Origin of the sequence: Streptomyces sp. NPDC000410 (assembly GCF_040300305.1) — a bacterium.
Taxonomy (GTDB): Bacteria; Actinomycetota; Actinomycetes; order Streptomycetales; family Streptomycetaceae; genus Streptomyces.
In genome coordinates this window covers 59502-74793 of the sequence record NZ_JBEPDM010000011.1, presented here as the reverse complement: position 1 = coordinate 74793, position 15292 = coordinate 59502, and the positions used below count along the sequence as shown (strand labels likewise).

13 protein-coding genes and 1 pseudogene are annotated in these 15292 nt (G+C 70.1%); 7 read left to right on the top strand and 7 right to left on the bottom strand.

All coding sequences use genetic code 11. The features are described from left to right. The first annotated feature begins 151 nt into the window (after positions 1–151). Positions 152–1315 carry an aromatic ring-hydroxylating oxygenase subunit alpha gene (locus tag ABT342_RS15175; RefSeq protein WP_351572600.1) on the top strand — a complete coding sequence of 388 codons (1164 nt, stop codon included), beginning with the start codon at positions 152–154 and terminating at the stop codon, positions 1313–1315. A gap of 268 nt (positions 1316–1583) precedes the next feature. Next, positions 1584–1790, top strand: coding sequence for a DUF397 domain-containing protein (locus ABT342_RS15170; protein ID WP_351572597.1), 207 nt, complete (start codon positions 1584–1586; stop codon positions 1788–1790). A gap of 74 nt (positions 1791–1864) precedes the next feature. Here the strand turns inward: ABT342_RS15170 and acnA are convergent, their stop codons facing one another. Further along, positions 1865–4579, bottom strand: a complete 2715-nt coding sequence (gene acnA, locus ABT342_RS15165) for an aconitate hydratase AcnA (protein ID WP_351572594.1) — start codon at positions 4577–4579, stop codon at positions 1865–1867. 305 nt (positions 4580–4884) lie between these two features. Between acnA and ABT342_RS15160 the strand changes: the two genes are divergently transcribed. Both ABT342_RS15160 and ABT342_RS15155 read left to right on the top strand, forming a co-directional pair. Beyond that, the gene (locus ABT342_RS15160; protein ID WP_351572592.1) at positions 4885–6414 is read left to right on the top strand and encodes a helix-turn-helix domain-containing protein; all 1530 of its coding nucleotides are present in this window, start codon (positions 4885–4887) and stop codon (positions 6412–6414) included. 409 nt (positions 6415–6823) lie between these two features. Continuing rightward, positions 6824–7162, top strand: coding sequence for a hypothetical protein (locus ABT342_RS15155; protein ID WP_351572589.1), 339 nt, complete (start codon positions 6824–6826; stop codon positions 7160–7162). A gap of 22 nt (positions 7163–7184) precedes the next feature. Here the strand turns inward: ABT342_RS15155 and ABT342_RS15150 are convergent. Beyond that, positions 7185–7665, bottom strand: a pseudogene (locus tag ABT342_RS15150) (transposase). 187 nt (positions 7666–7852) lie between these two features. Next, on the bottom strand, positions 7853–8179 hold the full coding sequence (locus ABT342_RS15145) for a rhodanese-like domain-containing protein (RefSeq protein ID WP_351572586.1): 327 nt from the start codon (positions 8177–8179) through the stop codon (positions 7853–7855). A 37-nt stretch (positions 8180–8216) separates the two neighbouring features. Here ABT342_RS15145 and ABT342_RS15140 point away from each other — a divergent pair, with 37 nt between their 5' ends. Continuing rightward, positions 8217–8831, top strand: a complete 615-nt coding sequence (locus ABT342_RS15140; protein WP_351572583.1) for a TetR/AcrR family transcriptional regulator — start codon at positions 8217–8219, stop codon at positions 8829–8831. Between the two features lie 249 nt (positions 8832–9080). Beyond that, on the top strand, positions 9081–9491 hold the full coding sequence (locus ABT342_RS15135; protein ID WP_351572580.1) for a hypothetical protein: 411 nt from the start codon (positions 9081–9083) through the stop codon (positions 9489–9491). Between the two features lie 124 nt (positions 9492–9615). Here ABT342_RS15135 and ABT342_RS15130 read toward each other — a convergent pair whose 3' ends face one another. The 4 genes from ABT342_RS15130 to ABT342_RS15115 form a co-directional block, all read right to left on the bottom strand. After that, entirely contained in the window at positions 9616–10263 is a 648-nt protein-coding gene (locus ABT342_RS15130; RefSeq protein ID WP_351572577.1) for a hypothetical protein, read from the bottom strand. 48 nt (positions 10264–10311) lie between these two features. After that, positions 10312–11691 (bottom strand): MFS transporter, encoded by a 1380-nt coding sequence (locus ABT342_RS15125; protein ID WP_351572823.1) that lies wholly within the window; start codon positions 11689–11691, stop codon positions 10312–10314. 264 nt (positions 11692–11955) lie between these two features. Then, positions 11956–12354, bottom strand: coding sequence for a RidA family protein (locus ABT342_RS15120; RefSeq protein WP_351572574.1), 399 nt, complete (start codon positions 12352–12354; stop codon positions 11956–11958). Continuing rightward, on the bottom strand, positions 12344–13543 hold the full coding sequence (locus ABT342_RS15115) for an acyl-CoA dehydrogenase family protein (RefSeq protein WP_351572571.1): 1200 nt from the start codon (positions 13541–13543) through the stop codon (positions 12344–12346). The genes ABT342_RS15120 and ABT342_RS15115 overlap by 11 nt, the downstream gene beginning before the upstream one ends. 106 nt (positions 13544–13649) lie before the next feature. Between ABT342_RS15115 and ABT342_RS15110 the strand changes: the two genes are divergently transcribed. Continuing rightward, entirely contained in the window at positions 13650–15290 is a 1641-nt protein-coding gene (locus ABT342_RS15110; protein ID WP_351572569.1) for an AMP-binding protein, read from the top strand. Positions 15291–15292 lie beyond the last annotated feature (2 nt).

Here is a 15292-nt window from a genome sequence, read left to right as displayed (position 1 = left end):
GATGACCCGGGCCCCGGCCCGGGTCGTCCGAACGATGTAGCGACGGGCACCGCCAGGATCGGCCCTGTCGTCGATCCGCCGGGCACCCCTCGCCGCCTAGCGTGTGTGCAGGGGGCACCCCCCTCGCACACGGACGGAAGGCGGCACCACCATGCCGGACACCGACATCTCCTTGTTGCTCGACGAACTGGCCCGCGTCGCGGGGCTGCCGCTGGAGCGCGGCGAGACCCTCCCCGCCCGCGCCTACACCTCCCCCGACTTCCACCGGCTGGAACGGGAGCGGATCTTCCAGGGCGACTGGCTGTGCGCCGGGCACATCGATCAGGTCGCCGCGCCCGGGGACTACCTGCGGGTCGATCTGCCCGGCGACCCCCTGGTCATCACCCGCGACGAGGACGGCGAGCTGCACGCCCTGTCCCGGGTGTGCCGGCACCGCTTCATGGACGTACTGCCGCCGGAGACGACCCCGGACCGCGGCAGCCTCACCCGGCTGACCTGCCCGTACCACACCTGGACGTACAAGCTGAACGGCGAGTACGCGGGGCAGCTGCACGGGGCGCCGCTGATGAACCGGGTCGAATTCGACCGGGCCGCCTGCCGGCTGCCGCGCCACCGGCTGGAGGTGTGCCACGGCCTGATCATGGTCAACGCCGATCCGGCCGCCGAGGCGCTCGGCCCGCAGCTCACGGGCCTCGGCGCGAAGCTGGCGCCGTACGGGATCGACGACCTGGTCGTGGCGTACACGGTGCGCTGGGAGGGCATCCCGGCGAACTGGAAGGTGGCCGTCGAGAACGGCTCGGAGAACTACCACCACATGGGTACGCACGCGGGCTCGCTGGAGCGGATCGTGCCCGGCAAGGGCACCGTCGTCGAGGAGAGCGACGGCCGCTGGTTCGCGATGGACACACCGTTCGCGGCCGCGGCGGCGGAGCTTTCGTCACTGTCGCCGTTGATCCCCGGGCTGGGCGCCGCCGAGCTGTCCGGGATGAGGATCGCGGGCATCTTCCCGAATCTGGTCATGGCACTCCTCCCGGACAGCGTCACGTTCTTCCGCTGGATCCCGACCGGCCCGGACAGCCATGACACGCTGGCGACCGTGCTCGTACCGCAGGAGGCCAGGAAGGCCCCGGGATTCGAGGCGTACGTACAGCAGTCCCGGGAGACGCTGAAGCTGATCCAGGGTGAGGATCTCGTCGCCATCCGGGGCGTCCAGCGGGGCCTCGCAACCGATCCGGGGCCTTCGGGCGGGCGGTTCTCCCATCTGGAGCGGCCGCTGTGGCAGTTCCAGCGGTATCTGGCGGGGCGCCTTTGCTGACGGCTCGCCCAAACAGGTTGGCCGATGGCTGCCCCAAGTCCGGAAAAGGAAGAGGGAACTCCAGGTCGCCTGGCCCTCGTTGTCTGCCTGTTCTCGGCTGGAGGGAACTTTGGCGACCGGTCTGGAACGCCGCTGCGGCGGTGGGGCCTTCGGGCCTGCTACGAGAGGCGAGCTGCCAGGGGTCATACGATCTCGCGAGGGCCGCCGCATTGTCACCGATGGCCTCCCTCGACCTGCTGGAGTCGGTGGCGGAGGAGCACAGGAACTCATGACCAGCACACAGGATCTGAGCCGCGCGGCCTGGCGCACGTCGTCCTACAGCGACGGCACGGGCGGCAGCTGCGTCGAAGTCGCCGACAACGTTCCCGGCATCCTCCCTGTCCGCGACAGCAAGGCCCCCGAGGGTCCGGCGCTCGCGTTCCGGGCCGAGGGCTGGGCGTCGTTCGTCACCGCCGTCAAGGACGGCACCATCTGACCCGGCCGCGCCGTTACGCCGAAGGGCCGCACTCCCCGTGAGGGGGGTGCGGCCCTTCGCTGCTACCGGATCCTTCAGCCGCGGATCAGGCTGCGCAGCACGTACTGCATGATGCCGCCGTTGCGGTAGTAGTCCGCCTCACCGGGGGTGTCGATGCGGACGACCGCGTCGAACTCGACACCGGTGTCGGTGGTGACCTTGACCGTGCTCGGCGTGGTGCCCTCGTTCAGCTCGGTGATGCCGGTGATGGAGAAGGTCTCCTCGCCGGTCAGGCCGAGCGAGTCGGCCGTCTGGCCGGCCGGGAACTGGAGCGGCAGGACGCCCATGCCGATGAGGTTCGAGCGGTGGATGCGCTCGTACGACTCGGTGATGACGGCCTTGACGCCGAGGAGCGCGGTGCCCTTGGCGGCCCAGTCGCGGGACGAGCCGGAGCCGTACTCCTTGCCGCCCAGGATGACCAGCGGGGTGCCGGCGGCCTGGTAGTTCTGCGAGGCGTCGTAGATGAACGACACCGGGGCGTCGGCCTGGGTGAAGTCGCGGGTGTAGCCGCCCTCGGTGCCCGGCGCGATCTGGTTGCGCAGGCGGATGTTGGCGAACGTGCCGCGGATCATGACCTCGTGGTTGCCTCGGCGCGAGCCGTAGGAGTTGAAGTCACGACGCTCCACACCGTGCTCGGTGAGGTACTGGCCGGCCGGGGTGTCGGCCTTGATGGCACCGGCCGGGGAGATGTGGTCGGTGGTGACCGAGTCGCCGAGCTTGGCCAGCACGCGGGCGCCGGCGATGTCGGTGACCGGGGTGGTCTCCATCGTCATGCCCTCGAAGTACGGGGGCTTGCGGACGTAGGTGGACTGCGCGTCCCACTCGAAGGTGTTGCCGGTCGGGATCGGCAGCGCCTGCCACTGGGCGTCGCCCGCGAAGACGTCGCTGTAGGACTTGTTGAACATGTCCTCGCCGATGGCGTTGGCGACGACGTCGTTGACCTCGGCCTCGGACGGCCAGATGTCCTTCAGGAAGACCGGGTTGCCCTCGGTGTCCGTGCCGAGCGCGTCCTTGGTGATGTCCACCTTCATGGAGCCCGCGAGCGCGTACGCGACGACCAGCGGCGGGGAGGCCAGGTAGTTCATCTTGACGTCGGGGTTGATGCGCCCCTCGAAGTTGCGGTTGCCCGAGAGCACCGAGGTCACGGCCAGGTCGTGCTCGTTGACGGCCTTGGAGACCTCCTCCGGCAGCGGGCCGGAGTTGCCGATGCAGGTGGTGCAGCCGTAGCCGACGAGGTTGAAGCCGACCTTGTCGAGGTACGGGGTCAGGCCCGCCTTGTCGAAGTAGTCGGTGACGACCTTCGAGCCCGGGGCGAGGGTGGTCTTGACCCACGGCTTGCGGGTCAGGCCCTTCTCCACGGCCTTCTTCGCGACGAGCGCGGCGGCGACCATGACGTACGGGTTCGAGGTGTTGGTGCAGGAGGTGATCGCGGCGACGGTGACGGCGCCGTGGTCGATCGTGTAGGTCGTGCCGTCGGGGGCGGTCACCTCGACCGGGTTCGACGGGACGCCGTTGCTGACGGCCGGGGCGTCGGAGGCCGGGAAGGACTCCTGGCCAGCCTCGTCGGCGGTGTCGACGTAGTTGCGGACGTCCTGGGCGAACTGCGCGGCGGCGTCGGCGAGGACGATGCGGTCCTGCGGACGCTTCGGGCCGGCGATGGACGGGACGACCGTGGAGAGGTCGAGCTCCAGCTTCTCGGAGAAGTCGGGCTCGGCGGACGGGTCCAGCCAGAGGCCCTGCTCCTTGGCGTACGCCTCGACGAGCGCGACCTGCTGCTCGGAGCGGCCGGTCAGCTTGAGGTAGTTCAGGGTCTCGCCGTCGATCGGGAAGATCGCGGCGGTGGAGCCGAACTCCGGCGACATGTTGCCGATGGTGGCGCGGTTGGCGAGCGAGGTGGCGGCGACGCCCTCACCGTAGAACTCGACGAACTTGCCGACGACGCCGTGCTTGCGCAGCATCTCGGTGATCGTGAGGACGAGGTCGGTGGCGGTGGTGCCGGCCGGGAGCTCGCCGGTCAGCTTGAAGCCGACGACGCGCGGGATGAGCATGGAGACCGGCTGGCCGAGCATGGCGGCCTCGGCCTCGATGCCGCCGACGCCCCAGCCGAGCACGCCGAGGCCGTTGACCATGGTGGTGTGCGAGTCGGTGCCGACGAGGGTGTCGGGGTACGCCTGACCGCCCCGGACCATGACGGTGCGGGCCAGGTGCTCGATGTTCACCTGGTGGACAATGCCGGTGCCGGGCGGGACGACCTTGAACTCGTCGAAGGCGGTCTGGCCCCAGCGCAGGAACTGGTAGCGCTCCTTGTTGCGGCCGTACTCCAGCTCGACGTTCTGGCCGAAGGCGTCCTTGGTGCCGAACTTGTCGGCGATGACGGAGTGGTCGATGACCAGCTCGGCGGGCGCGAGCGGGTTGATCTTCGCCGGGTCGCCGCCGAGCTCCTTGACGGCCTCACGCATGGTGGCGAGGTCCACGACACAGGGCACGCCGGTGAAGTCCTGCATGATCACGCGGGCCGGCGTGAACTGGATCTCCTGGCTCGGCTGCGCCTGGGAGTCCCAGCCGCCGAGCGCCCGGATGTGGTCGGCGGTGATGTTCGCGCCGTCCTCGGTACGGAGCAGGTTCTCCAGCAGGACCTTGAGGCTGTAAGGGAGGCGCGCGGAGCCCTCGACCTTGTCCAGCCGGAAGATCTCGTAGGACTCGTCGCCCACGCGCAGCGTGCTGCGGGCGTCGAAGCTGTTCGCCGACACGACAGTCTCCTTCATCAATGTGCGCGTTACTGACCGCATCCTGCCGCCTGCGTCTTCTCAGCGATCCGCTAAGGTAAGGCTTAGTTAGGTCACCCTTACTTAGTGATCCCGGACGGAAGGTGGTGCGGTACGCCTTCGGCAGATATCTCGATGTCGAGATAACTCTAATACATGACCGCCGTCCGGTCATGCCCGGTCGCCCCTGTGTCCTGCGACACCCGCACGCGAGGCACCCTCGGATGCTCCGTCACCCGAACAGCCCACCCCCGCGCGATCACATCTCATATCTGAGATAGCCTCCAGCCATGGCAGACGACTACCTCGTACGTATCGGCAAGCTCATCCGTGACGCCCGTCAGCACCGGGGCTGGACACAGACGCAGCTTGCCGAGGCCCTCAGCACCAGTCAGAGCGCCGTCAATCGCATCGAACGCGGCAACCAGAACATCAGCCTTGAGATGATTGCCCGTATCGGTGAGGCGCTCGACAGCGAGATCGTGTCGCTCGGCTACGCCGGTCCCATGCATCTGCGGGTCGTCGGCGGACGGCGGTTGTCCGGGGCCATCGACGTCAGGACGAGCAAGAACGCCTGTGTCGCGCTGCTGTGTGCCTCGCTGCTGAACAAGGGCCGTACGGTACTGCGCAAGGTGGCCCGCATCGAGGAGGTCTACCGGCTTCTGGAGGTCCTCAACTCCATCGGCGTCCGCACCCGTTGGATCAACGAGGGCACCGACCTCGAAATCGTCCCGCCGGCCCGTCTCGACATGGACACCATCGACGCCGAGGCCGCGCGCCGGACCCGGTCGATCATCATGTTCCTCGGGCCGCTGCTGCACCGGCTGGACACCTTCCGGCTGCCCTACGCGGGCGGTTGCGACCTCGGTACGCGCACAATCGAGCCGCACATGATCGCGCTGCGCCGCTTCGGGCTCGACATCACCGCCACCGAGGGGCTCTACCACGCCGTCGTCGACCGGACGACGACGCCGGGCCGCCCGATCGTCCTGACCGAGCGCGGCGACACCGTGACCGAGAACGCCCTGCTGGCCGCCGCCCGCCACGACGGCGTCACCGTCATCCGCAACGCCTCCTCCAACTACATGGTCCAGGACCTGTGTTTCTTCCTGGAGGCACTGGGCGTACGGGTCGACGGCATCGGCACCACGACGCTGACCGTGCACGGCGTGGCGACCATCGACGTGGACGTCGACTACTCCCCCTCCGAGGACCCGGTCGAGGCGATGAGCCTGCTCGCCGCCGCCGTCGTCACGGAATCCCGGCTGACGATCCGCCGGGTCCCGATCGAGTTCATGGAGATCGAGCTCGCGGTGCTGGAGGAGATGGGCCTCGACCACGACCGTACGGCGGAGTACACGGCGGACAACGGTCGTACCAGGCTGGTCGACCTGACGGTCCGGCCCTCCAAGCTGGAGGCGCCGATCGACAAGATCCACCCGATGCCCTTCCCCGGCCTCAACATCGACAACGTCCCGTTCTTCGCGGCCATCGCCGCCGTCGCCCAGGGCCAGACCCTCATCCACGACTGGGTCTACGACAACCGCGCCATCTATCTGACCGACCTCAACCGCCTCGGGGGCCGCCTCCAGCTCCTCGACCCGCACCGCGTCCTCGTCGAGGGCCCCACCCGCTGGCGCGCGGCCGAGATGATGTGCCCGCCGGCACTGCGGCCCGCGGTCGTCGTGCTGCTCGCGATGATGGCGGCGGAGGGTACGTCCGTGCTGCGCAACGTGTACGTCATCAACCGCGGGTACGAGGAGCTCGCGGAGCGCCTCAACTCGGTGGGGGCGCAGATCGAGATTTTCCGCGACATCTGACCGGCCCGCGCTCCCCGGCGCCTCGGCCGTACGAAGGCCCCGCTCTGCGCACTGCGGGGCCTTCACGGTTCCAGGTCGACACGGTCGGCCGGGCGGCGCACGATGGGAAGGGAAGTGGCCGAGAGCGGCGCCCGTGACGCAAAGCCGCCGGGACCGAATGCGCTCAAGGGACTGTTGCCGGATACGCAGGCGCAGGCGCAGGAGGCCAAGCAGCTCGCCTACGACACCGCCTACAACGCGGCGATCAAGAAGTACTGCCCCTAGGCCCAGCCGTCTTCCCTGCCCGTGTCGACGCGCCAGGCGCCTCGGCACGGGCACCGACGCGGATCCGCTTCATTGCCGCGGCCTCATGACGCGTCCTCACGTGGCCGCCCGCCGCACCAACCAGCCCTCATCGAGGGGAACAGTCATGTATCGACGTACCCGCATCGCCGTCCTCACCGCTCTCGTCGCCTCGGCGACCGCCCTGGGCCCCGTGGCGCTCACCCAGTCGTCGGCGGCCGCCCCGACCGCCACATGCTCGCTGTCAGGTCTGCTCCCCAACGGAAAGGTGCACGTCTCCGGGGGCGGGTACGAGCCGGGTCGTGTCTTCGTGTTCAACTCGACGGAGCTGGAAGGCGCCAGTGTCGAGGTCATGAACGGCGGGTTCACGCTCAAGGACCAGACGAACGGCAAGTACATCATCTTCCAGAACAACAAGCAGACCGAGTGTCTCAACAGTCCGGCCGTCGAGAAGCCCGGCAACTGAGAGCTCGCACAGATGGGCGAGTTCAAGGGCGCCGATTCGGGCGGTTGTCCCAGCGGTGGGTTGTCCAGGCGCGTCGGATGAGGCTGCGGACGGTGATGATCACATCGGCGAGATCGAAGAAGGCGTCGATCACAGCAGCGCGGCGTTCGTAGCAGCGGGCGAGGCGGTGGAAGGTGTGCTGCCAGGCGTGAGTGCGCTCCACGCGTCAGCGCCGGCTCGCTTGGATCGGCGCTTTCTCGCTCTTGTGCGCGATGCGACCGCGCAGGCCGCGTTCGTCGAGAAGGGCGCGGGTTTTGTCCGAGTCGTGGCCGGCGTCCAGGTGCACGGTGATGTCGAGCAGGTCGTGTCAGGACCTGGAGCAGTTTGTCGAAGATGATCCGGTCGCCGATGCGAGGGCGGTGGCAGCGCAGCGGATGATCCGGGTGGTAGGTCGGCCGCTCGGGCAGGAGTGTTGAGAATTGTTCCCACAGCGGTTCGGCCGGCCAGGACGGCAATACAGGCACGGGCCTTCCAGGTGATCACTGGGTGTCACAGCCTCATGCTCGAGGCCGATGCGTTCGGGTCAGCCTCCGTACCTCTGCGGGCTGTTCTGCCTGCCGGTCGAGCGGCCCGTGGCGTGCGGGATGTGCATGGCGTGCGACCGCGGGAAGGGGCGAAGACTCCGTGCGGGTCTTCGCCCCGGGACGAAGGTCAGGCGGTTTCGGTGGGGAGGCCGGCCTCGGTCCAGTCCTGGATGCCCTCGCGGTACTTGCGGACGTTGGTGTAGCCGATGGCGGTGAGTCGGTCGGCGACCTGTCCGCTATTGGGGCACGCCGGGTTGGAGCAGTAGGTGACGATCGCGGCGTCGCGGTCGGGGAGCACGGCGGGCGCCTGGGCGTCGACGTGGGCCGGGATCAGCGCCAGGGCGCCGGGCAGGTGCTGCTGGGCGTAGTACTCGCCGCCAAGCGTGTCGACGACGGTCACGGCGCCGGCCTCGATCGCTGCTGCCAGCTCGTCGCGGGTGATGAGTGCGGTCATGTCACTACCTCCAAGGGAATCGGACTACAGTCCTGTTATGGCTCACGACAGTAACGGACTGCGGTCCGGTTCGGCAATGCCGTTGGAACTGCTGCGGACGCCGCCGCCCAAGGAGCGCGCGGACGCGGCCCGCAACCGGGTCGCGGTACTGGAGGCGGCCGCCAGGCTGTTCGCCGAGCAGGGCGTCGAGGCGGTGTCGATGGATCAGGTGGCCGCAGCCGCCGGCGTCGGCAAAGGCACCCTGTTCCGCCGGTTCGGCGACAAGTCAGGGCTGGCCGCCGCGCTGCTGGACTCCCGCGAGCGTGTGCTGCAGGAGGCGGTCTTGCACGGGCCACCCCCGCTCGGCCCCGGGGCCCCGGCGGGCGAGCGCCTGGCCGCGTTCCTCAACGCCTACTTCGACTACCTGCTGGAGCATCTGGCGCTGGTCCGGATGTCCGAAACCGCCTCCCCTGGTGCCCGATACCGGATCGGGGCCTACCGGTTCTGGCACCGTCATGTGGCGATCCTCCTGGCCACCGCACCCGACCCGGACCACACCGCCCACGCCCTGCTCGCCGCGCTGGCGGCCGACCACATCGCCGCACTCCTGCCAGAACTCGGCGAACAGCGGATACGCAGCGGCCTTCTCCACCTCGCCCACTCGGCGATGTGACGATCCCGTCCCGCCAGCCAGGGCTCAGCCCGCCCCATGACCCTCGCCCATCTGCGCAAGTTCTGAACAACGGGCGGCAGCGGGAGAGCGTTCGCCCAGCCGGCACCGTGCGCTCAGTCGCTGGGGCTACGCGAGCTGACGCGGCACGCAAAGGCTCACCTTCGCCGTCGCGGCGCAGGGGTGCCCGTTGCCTCCCTGGTCCATGCGTGGAGACTTGGATCTTCCACTCGCCTGATCAGAGAGACCACTATGGACGCCAACACCCCCGTCCCGCCGGCCGCTCCGCCATTCCCTCCGCCCCTCCCCGGCGAGAAGCCGAAGCGGAGCCGCAGCCCCTTCAAGATCATCGCGGGCTGTATAGCCGTCGCCTCGCTCGTCGCCACAGCGGTCTTCACCGGCCTCATCTACGTCCAGACCCCGGACACCATCGAGGAGATCGAGCAGGACAACCGCCTGCGCACATGCGTCTACGCCCACGAGGACCCCGAAACCTGGGGTGAGGAGACGGACGGCCTCGACTGCCACGAGCTCTACGGCATGCCCAAGGAGGCCTGGGACAGCACCTACGGCATCAAGGCCGAGGAGAAGGAAGACAGCAGCTCGTCCAGCGACGACAGCAGCTCGTCCAGTGACAGCGGCGACGATCCCCTGGACTACTAGGCCGTCCCTGGCGCACCAGGACATCGAGCAAGGGCGGAGCCCGGGCACCGACGCGGTCGAGACGGTCGCGTCGGCCCCGGCCTTCCGGTAGGGCACCGGCTCGCGCACATGCGCGCTCTGCCGCCTACCAGTTGATCCGCCCCACGACCCAGTCCCGTAGCGCCGTTTCGTCGGCCGGCAGCTCCTCGTCGGCCGGGCATGGCGTCAGGACCAGCACGAAGTGCGTGAGATAGCCGTACGGACCGTGGTCCTCCAAGGGGCTGACGACGACGGCGTGCTCCCCGCTGCGCCATATCCGGCACAGGGCGAACGGCCCCATGCTGAAGGACTCGTCGGTGCGCAGGGTCCGCTCCGGCGGGCGGCCGAGCACCTCGCTCACCGTGCCGGCCGCCTCGGCGAGCACCGCCTCGCAGTCGTCGAGCGTCGGGTCCGCCCGAAACCGCCATCCGAGCTCGTCCGCCCACGCGCGGACGTCGCCGGTCAGCCACTCCACGTTGTTCAGCCCGTCCGGATCGTACGGATACGCCTGTGCGAAGACCAGATTGAACGTCGCCTTCTCGTTGCCCAGCGGATTGTCCGCGTCGTACGACAGCACGTGCCCGTGCCGCGTGCGCTCCGCCTCGCACACGAGGTCCGTGAAATCCCAGCCCAGGACCTTCGAGCTGTGATCGAGGAACTCCTCGTCGGGCACGGGGGCCATCGTGGGGAGCGCCAGCAGCTCACGGACGGCGGTCGTGGTCAGGGTGGAGGCGGCGAGCGCTTTCACGGTCATGGCATCGACCGTACGCGCCGCCTCTGACAGTCTCCGGGTACCGAGCGGTCACCTCCGAGGGGTGTGGTCGCCGTTGAGGCGCTCGATGTCCGAACGGCGCGTCTGGATGACGAAGAGGGCGATCAGCACGGCGACGGACGCGAACACCGCACCCACGGTGAAGGCCGACGAGGCGCCGGTGGTGAGGATCTTGTCGGCGCCGGACGTGCCGAACGACGTGATCAGGATGGACAGTCCGAGCGAGCCGCCGATCTGCTGATGCGCACTGAGGAGTCCGGCGGCCGCGCCCGATTCGTGGGTGGGGACGTCGGAGAGCGCCGTCAGGGTGAGCGAGACGAACTCCATGCCCATGCCGAGGCTGAAGAGGAGCAGCGGGCCGAGGACGCTGCCCGGATAGGTGGAGTGGGCGTCGGCCCGCGTCAGCCAGGTCAGGCCCGCCACCACGAGCAGGCCTCCGGTCACCATGAACGGCTTGGGGCCGTAGCGCGGCAGGAGGTGCGACGTCGTGGCCGCGCTCAGCGCGACGACCGTGCTGACAGGCAGGAAGGCGAGGCCGGTGTGGAGCGGGCCGAAGCCGAGGACGTTCTGTACGAAGAGGGTCAGGAAGAAGAACATGCCGAACATCGCGGCGGCGAGGCAGAGCATCATCCCGTACGCCCCCGCCCTGTTGCGGTCGGCGAACAGGTGGAGCGGGGTGATCGGCTGTCTGGAGCGGCGTTCGACGAGGAGGAACAGCGCGAGGAGCGTCACCGCCCCGATGAACGCCGCCACCGTGAGCCCGTCCCGCCAGCCGTGCTGCGCCGCGCGGACGAAGCCGTACACCAGGAGCACCATGCCGGCCGTGGACAGCAGCGCGCCCGCGAGGTCGAAGCGGCCGGGACGGCGCTCGGACTCCCTGATCCAGCGGGGCGTGGCGAGCACGACGAGGAGACCGATGGGCACGTTGACGAACAGCACCCAGCGCCAGTCGGCCCATTCGATGAGCACCCCGCCCACGAGCAGACCGATGGCGCCGCCGCCGGCCGAGACGGCGGCGAAGACGCCGAAGGCCCGGTTGCGTTCCGGGCCTTCTCTGAAGGTCGTGCTGATCAGGGCGAGGGCGGTCGGGGAGGCGATGGCGCCGCCCACGCCCTGGAGGGCGCGGGCGGCGAGGAACTGTGCGGAGTTCTGGGCCAGTCCGCCGAGCAGCGAGGCGAGGACGAAGAGCAGGACCCCGAAGGCGAACACCCGGCGGCGGCCGAGGATGTCGCCCGCTCGGCCGCCGAGGAGGAGCAGGCCGCCGAAGGTGAGCGTGTACGCGTTCACCACCCAGGAGAGGTTCGCCGTGGAGAAGGCCAGGGAGCGCTGGATGTGCGGCAGCGCGATGTTCACGACGGTGACGTCGAGGACCACCATCAGCTGACAGGAGGCGATGACGAACAACGCCATCGGGCTGCCGTCGCCCCGCTCCGGGGCGGTGGCGCGCGGTCTGGTGGGAATCGGCTGCGAGCTGGGCATGGCGCGTACGCCCTTGGCGGAGGGTCGGCGGACGGCTGAGTCCGCCATTCGACCGTAGGCCGCGGCCGGAGGCCTCGCCAGTCGAGTCGCCCGTCGAGCCGCCGGTCTAGTCACCTGCCGGTCAGGCGGCCTGTCAGGCGGTCGATCACGCGGTCGGGTCGCCGGCCCGGCGGGCGGGCCCGGGACGCGGCGGCTTCACGGCAGTACGGCGATTCCGTCCAGTTCGACGAGCGCCTGCTCGTCCCAGAGGCGTACGGCCCCGATGACCGCCATCGCGGGGTAGTCGCGACCCGCCAGCCGGTGCCAGACCCGCCCCAGTTCGGCCGCGTGGGCCCGGTAGTCGGCGACGTCGACGGCGTAGACGGTGACGCGGGCCAGGTCGTGCGGGGTGCCGCCGGTCGCGGCCAGGGCGGCGAGGAGGTTGGAGAGGGCCGTCTCGAACTGGTCGACCAGGCCGGTCCCGATGACCTTGCCCTCGGCGTCGAGTGCGGTCTGCCCGGCCAGGAAGACCAGCCGGGAGCCGGTCGCGGCGACCGCGTGCGAGAAACCGCTGGCGGGGGACAGTCCGGGTGGGTTGATCCGTTCAAGACTCATCGGGCGTCGGCGTCCTTCCCTGCTGCGCGGATGCGTAGAGCTCCTTCGCGATGATGCTCAGCTGGACCTCGCTGGCACCTTCGTAGATCCTCGGCGCCCGGACCTCCCGGTAGAGGTGTTCGAGCAGATGGCCGCGCTGGAGGGCGCGGGCCCCGTGGAGTTGCACGGCGGTGTCGACGACGTACTGCGCGGTCTCGGTCGCGAACAGTTTCGCCATGGCGGAGCGCTGTGGCACATCCGCCGCGCCGGAGTCGTACGCGGCCGCCGCCGCGTAGACGAGCAGCCGGGCCGCCTCCGTGCGGGTGGCCATCTCGGCCGCCCTGTGCGAGACGGCCTGGAGGTCCTTCAGCCGCCCGCCGAAGGCGACCCGCTCGGTGGTGTGCGTGAGTGTCGCGTCGAGCGCGGCCTGCGCCATGCCGAGGGCGAAGGCGCCGACGCTGGGGCGGAACAGGTTCAGGGTCGTCATGGCGACCCGGAAACCGCCGCCCGGCTCGCCGATGACGTCGTCGCGGGTGACGGGGACGCCGTCGAAGGTGAGGGCGCCGATCGGGTGCGGGGAGAGCATCTCCAGCGCGCTGCCGGTGAGTCCGGGGCGGTCGGCGGGGACAAGGAAGGCGGTGACGCCCCGGGCGCCGGGGCGCTCACCCGTGCGGGCGAAGACGGTGTAGAAGTCGGCTTCGGGGGCGTTGGAGATCCAGCGTTTCTCGCCGGTCAGCCGCCAGCCGGTGCCGCCTGCGCCGGTGGTGGTGCTGCCGCCGGTGCCTGCGCTGGTGCCGGTGTCGGGGGCCGCTTCGAGTGCGAGCGCGGCGGCGTCGGATCCGGCGTCCGGCTCGCTGAGCGCGAAGGCGGCGACGGCGCGGCCCGCGATCACCTCCGGCAGCCAGCGTTCGCGCTGCGCGGCGGTGCCGGCCTGGACGAGCGGGTACGTACCGAGGCCCTGGAGCGCGAGCGCGGTCTCGGCCTCCGTACAGCCGTGGGCGAGCGATTCGCGCAGCAGGCACAGATCGAGGGCGCCGCCATCGCTGAACAGGCGCTTCAGCAGGCCGAGTTCGCCGAGTGCGGCAAGGAGCGGGCGGTTGACGCGGCCGGGCTCGCCCTTCTCCGCGAGGGGTCGCAGACGCTCGGCGGCCAAAGTGCGCAACGTGGCGCACCAGGCGATTTGTACCGGATCGAGAGAGAATGCGGACATCCGAGCCCCCTCTTGCGACGCGTTGACGTATCTATCGCGTACCGTTGACTGTCGTCACCATCACGATACGCTCCATGTGCGACCCCACCACGACAAGGGGGCGAACATGGAGCTGACACCCTCGGCCCACCGCGACACCTTCGCGCGCGACCATCTCCCGCCCGCCGAGCAGTGGCCCCGGCTGCTTCTCGACCCGCCCGAACTGCCCGAGCTGCGCTATCCGCAGCGGCTCAACTGCGGGGCGGAGCTGCTGGACGCGACGATCGCGCGGTACGGGGCCGACCGGCCGGTCTTCCGCGACGGGAGCACCGGGGCGGTCTGGACGTACGGTGAACTGCGCGACCACGTCGACCGGATCGCGCACGTCCTGGAGCACGACCTGGGCGTGGAGCCGGGCGGCAGGGTGCTGCTGCGCGGCCCGACCACCCCCTGGCTCGCGGCCTGCTGGCTCGCGGTGATGAAGGCGGGCGCGGTCGCCGTCACCGTACTGGCCCAGCAGCGCGCGCAGGAGCTCGCCACGATGTGCGCGATCGCACGGGTCGGGCACGCGCTGTGCGACATCCGCTCGGTCGACGACCTGGTCAAGGCCGAGGTGCCGGGCCTGCGGATCACGGCGTACGGCGGGGACGCGCCGGACGATCTGCTGCGGCTGGCGGACGGGAAACCGTCGTCGTACACCCCCGTGGCCACCGCCGCCGACGATGTCGCGCTGATCGCGTTCACCAGCGGCACCACCGGACGGCCCAAGGGGTGCATGCACTTCCACCGGGATGTGCTGGCCGTCGCCGACACGTTCGCGGCGCGGGTGCTGAGGCCCACGCCCTACGACGTCTTCGCGGGCAGCCCGCCGCTCGGCTTCACCTTCGGGCTCGGCGGGCTGGTGATCTTCCCGCTTCGGGCGGGGGCGTCGGCGCTGCTGCTCGAACAGGCGGGCCCCAGGCAGCTGCTGCCCGCCATCGCCGAGCACCGGGTCTCGGTCCTGTTCACGGCGCCGACGGCGTACCGGCTGATGCTGGACGAGCTCGACGCGTACGACGTGGCATCCCTGCGGCGGTGCGTGTCGGCCGGCGAGAACCTGCCGGCCGCGACCTGGCAGGCGTGGCACGAACGGACCGGACTGCGCATCATCAACGGCATCGGCGCCACCGAACTGCTGCACATCTTCATCTCCGCGGCGGACGGGGACATCCGTCCGGGCACGACGGGGGTGCCGGTGCCCGGCTGGCAGGCGCGGGTGGTGGACCGCGACGGCGAACCCGTGCCCGACGGGGAGCCGGGGCTGCTCGCCGTGCGCGGACCGGTCGGCTGCCGGTATCTGTCGGACCCCCGGCAGAGCGAGTACGTGCGGGGCGGCTGGAACCTCACCGGCGACACGTACGTACGGGAGCCCGACGGGTGGTTCCGCTACGTCGCCCGCGCCGACGACATGATCATCTCGGCCGGGTACAACATCGCGGGCCCGGAGGTCGAGGACGCGCTGCTGGACCACCCCGCCGTGGTGGAGGCGGCGGTGGTCGGCCGCCCCGACGAACTGCGGGGCCGGATCGTGGCGGCGTACGTGGTGGTGCGCGAGGGGGTCGGGCGCGACGAGGCGACGGCGGAGGAACTGCGCGAGCACGTCAGGGCCCGGCTGGTGCCGTACAAGTGCCCGCGCGCGATCGTCTTCCTCGACGCGCTCCCCCGCACGCCCACGGGCAAGCTCCAGCGCTTCCGGCTGCGGGACCCGGAGCCGCGGGCCCTAGAGTGATC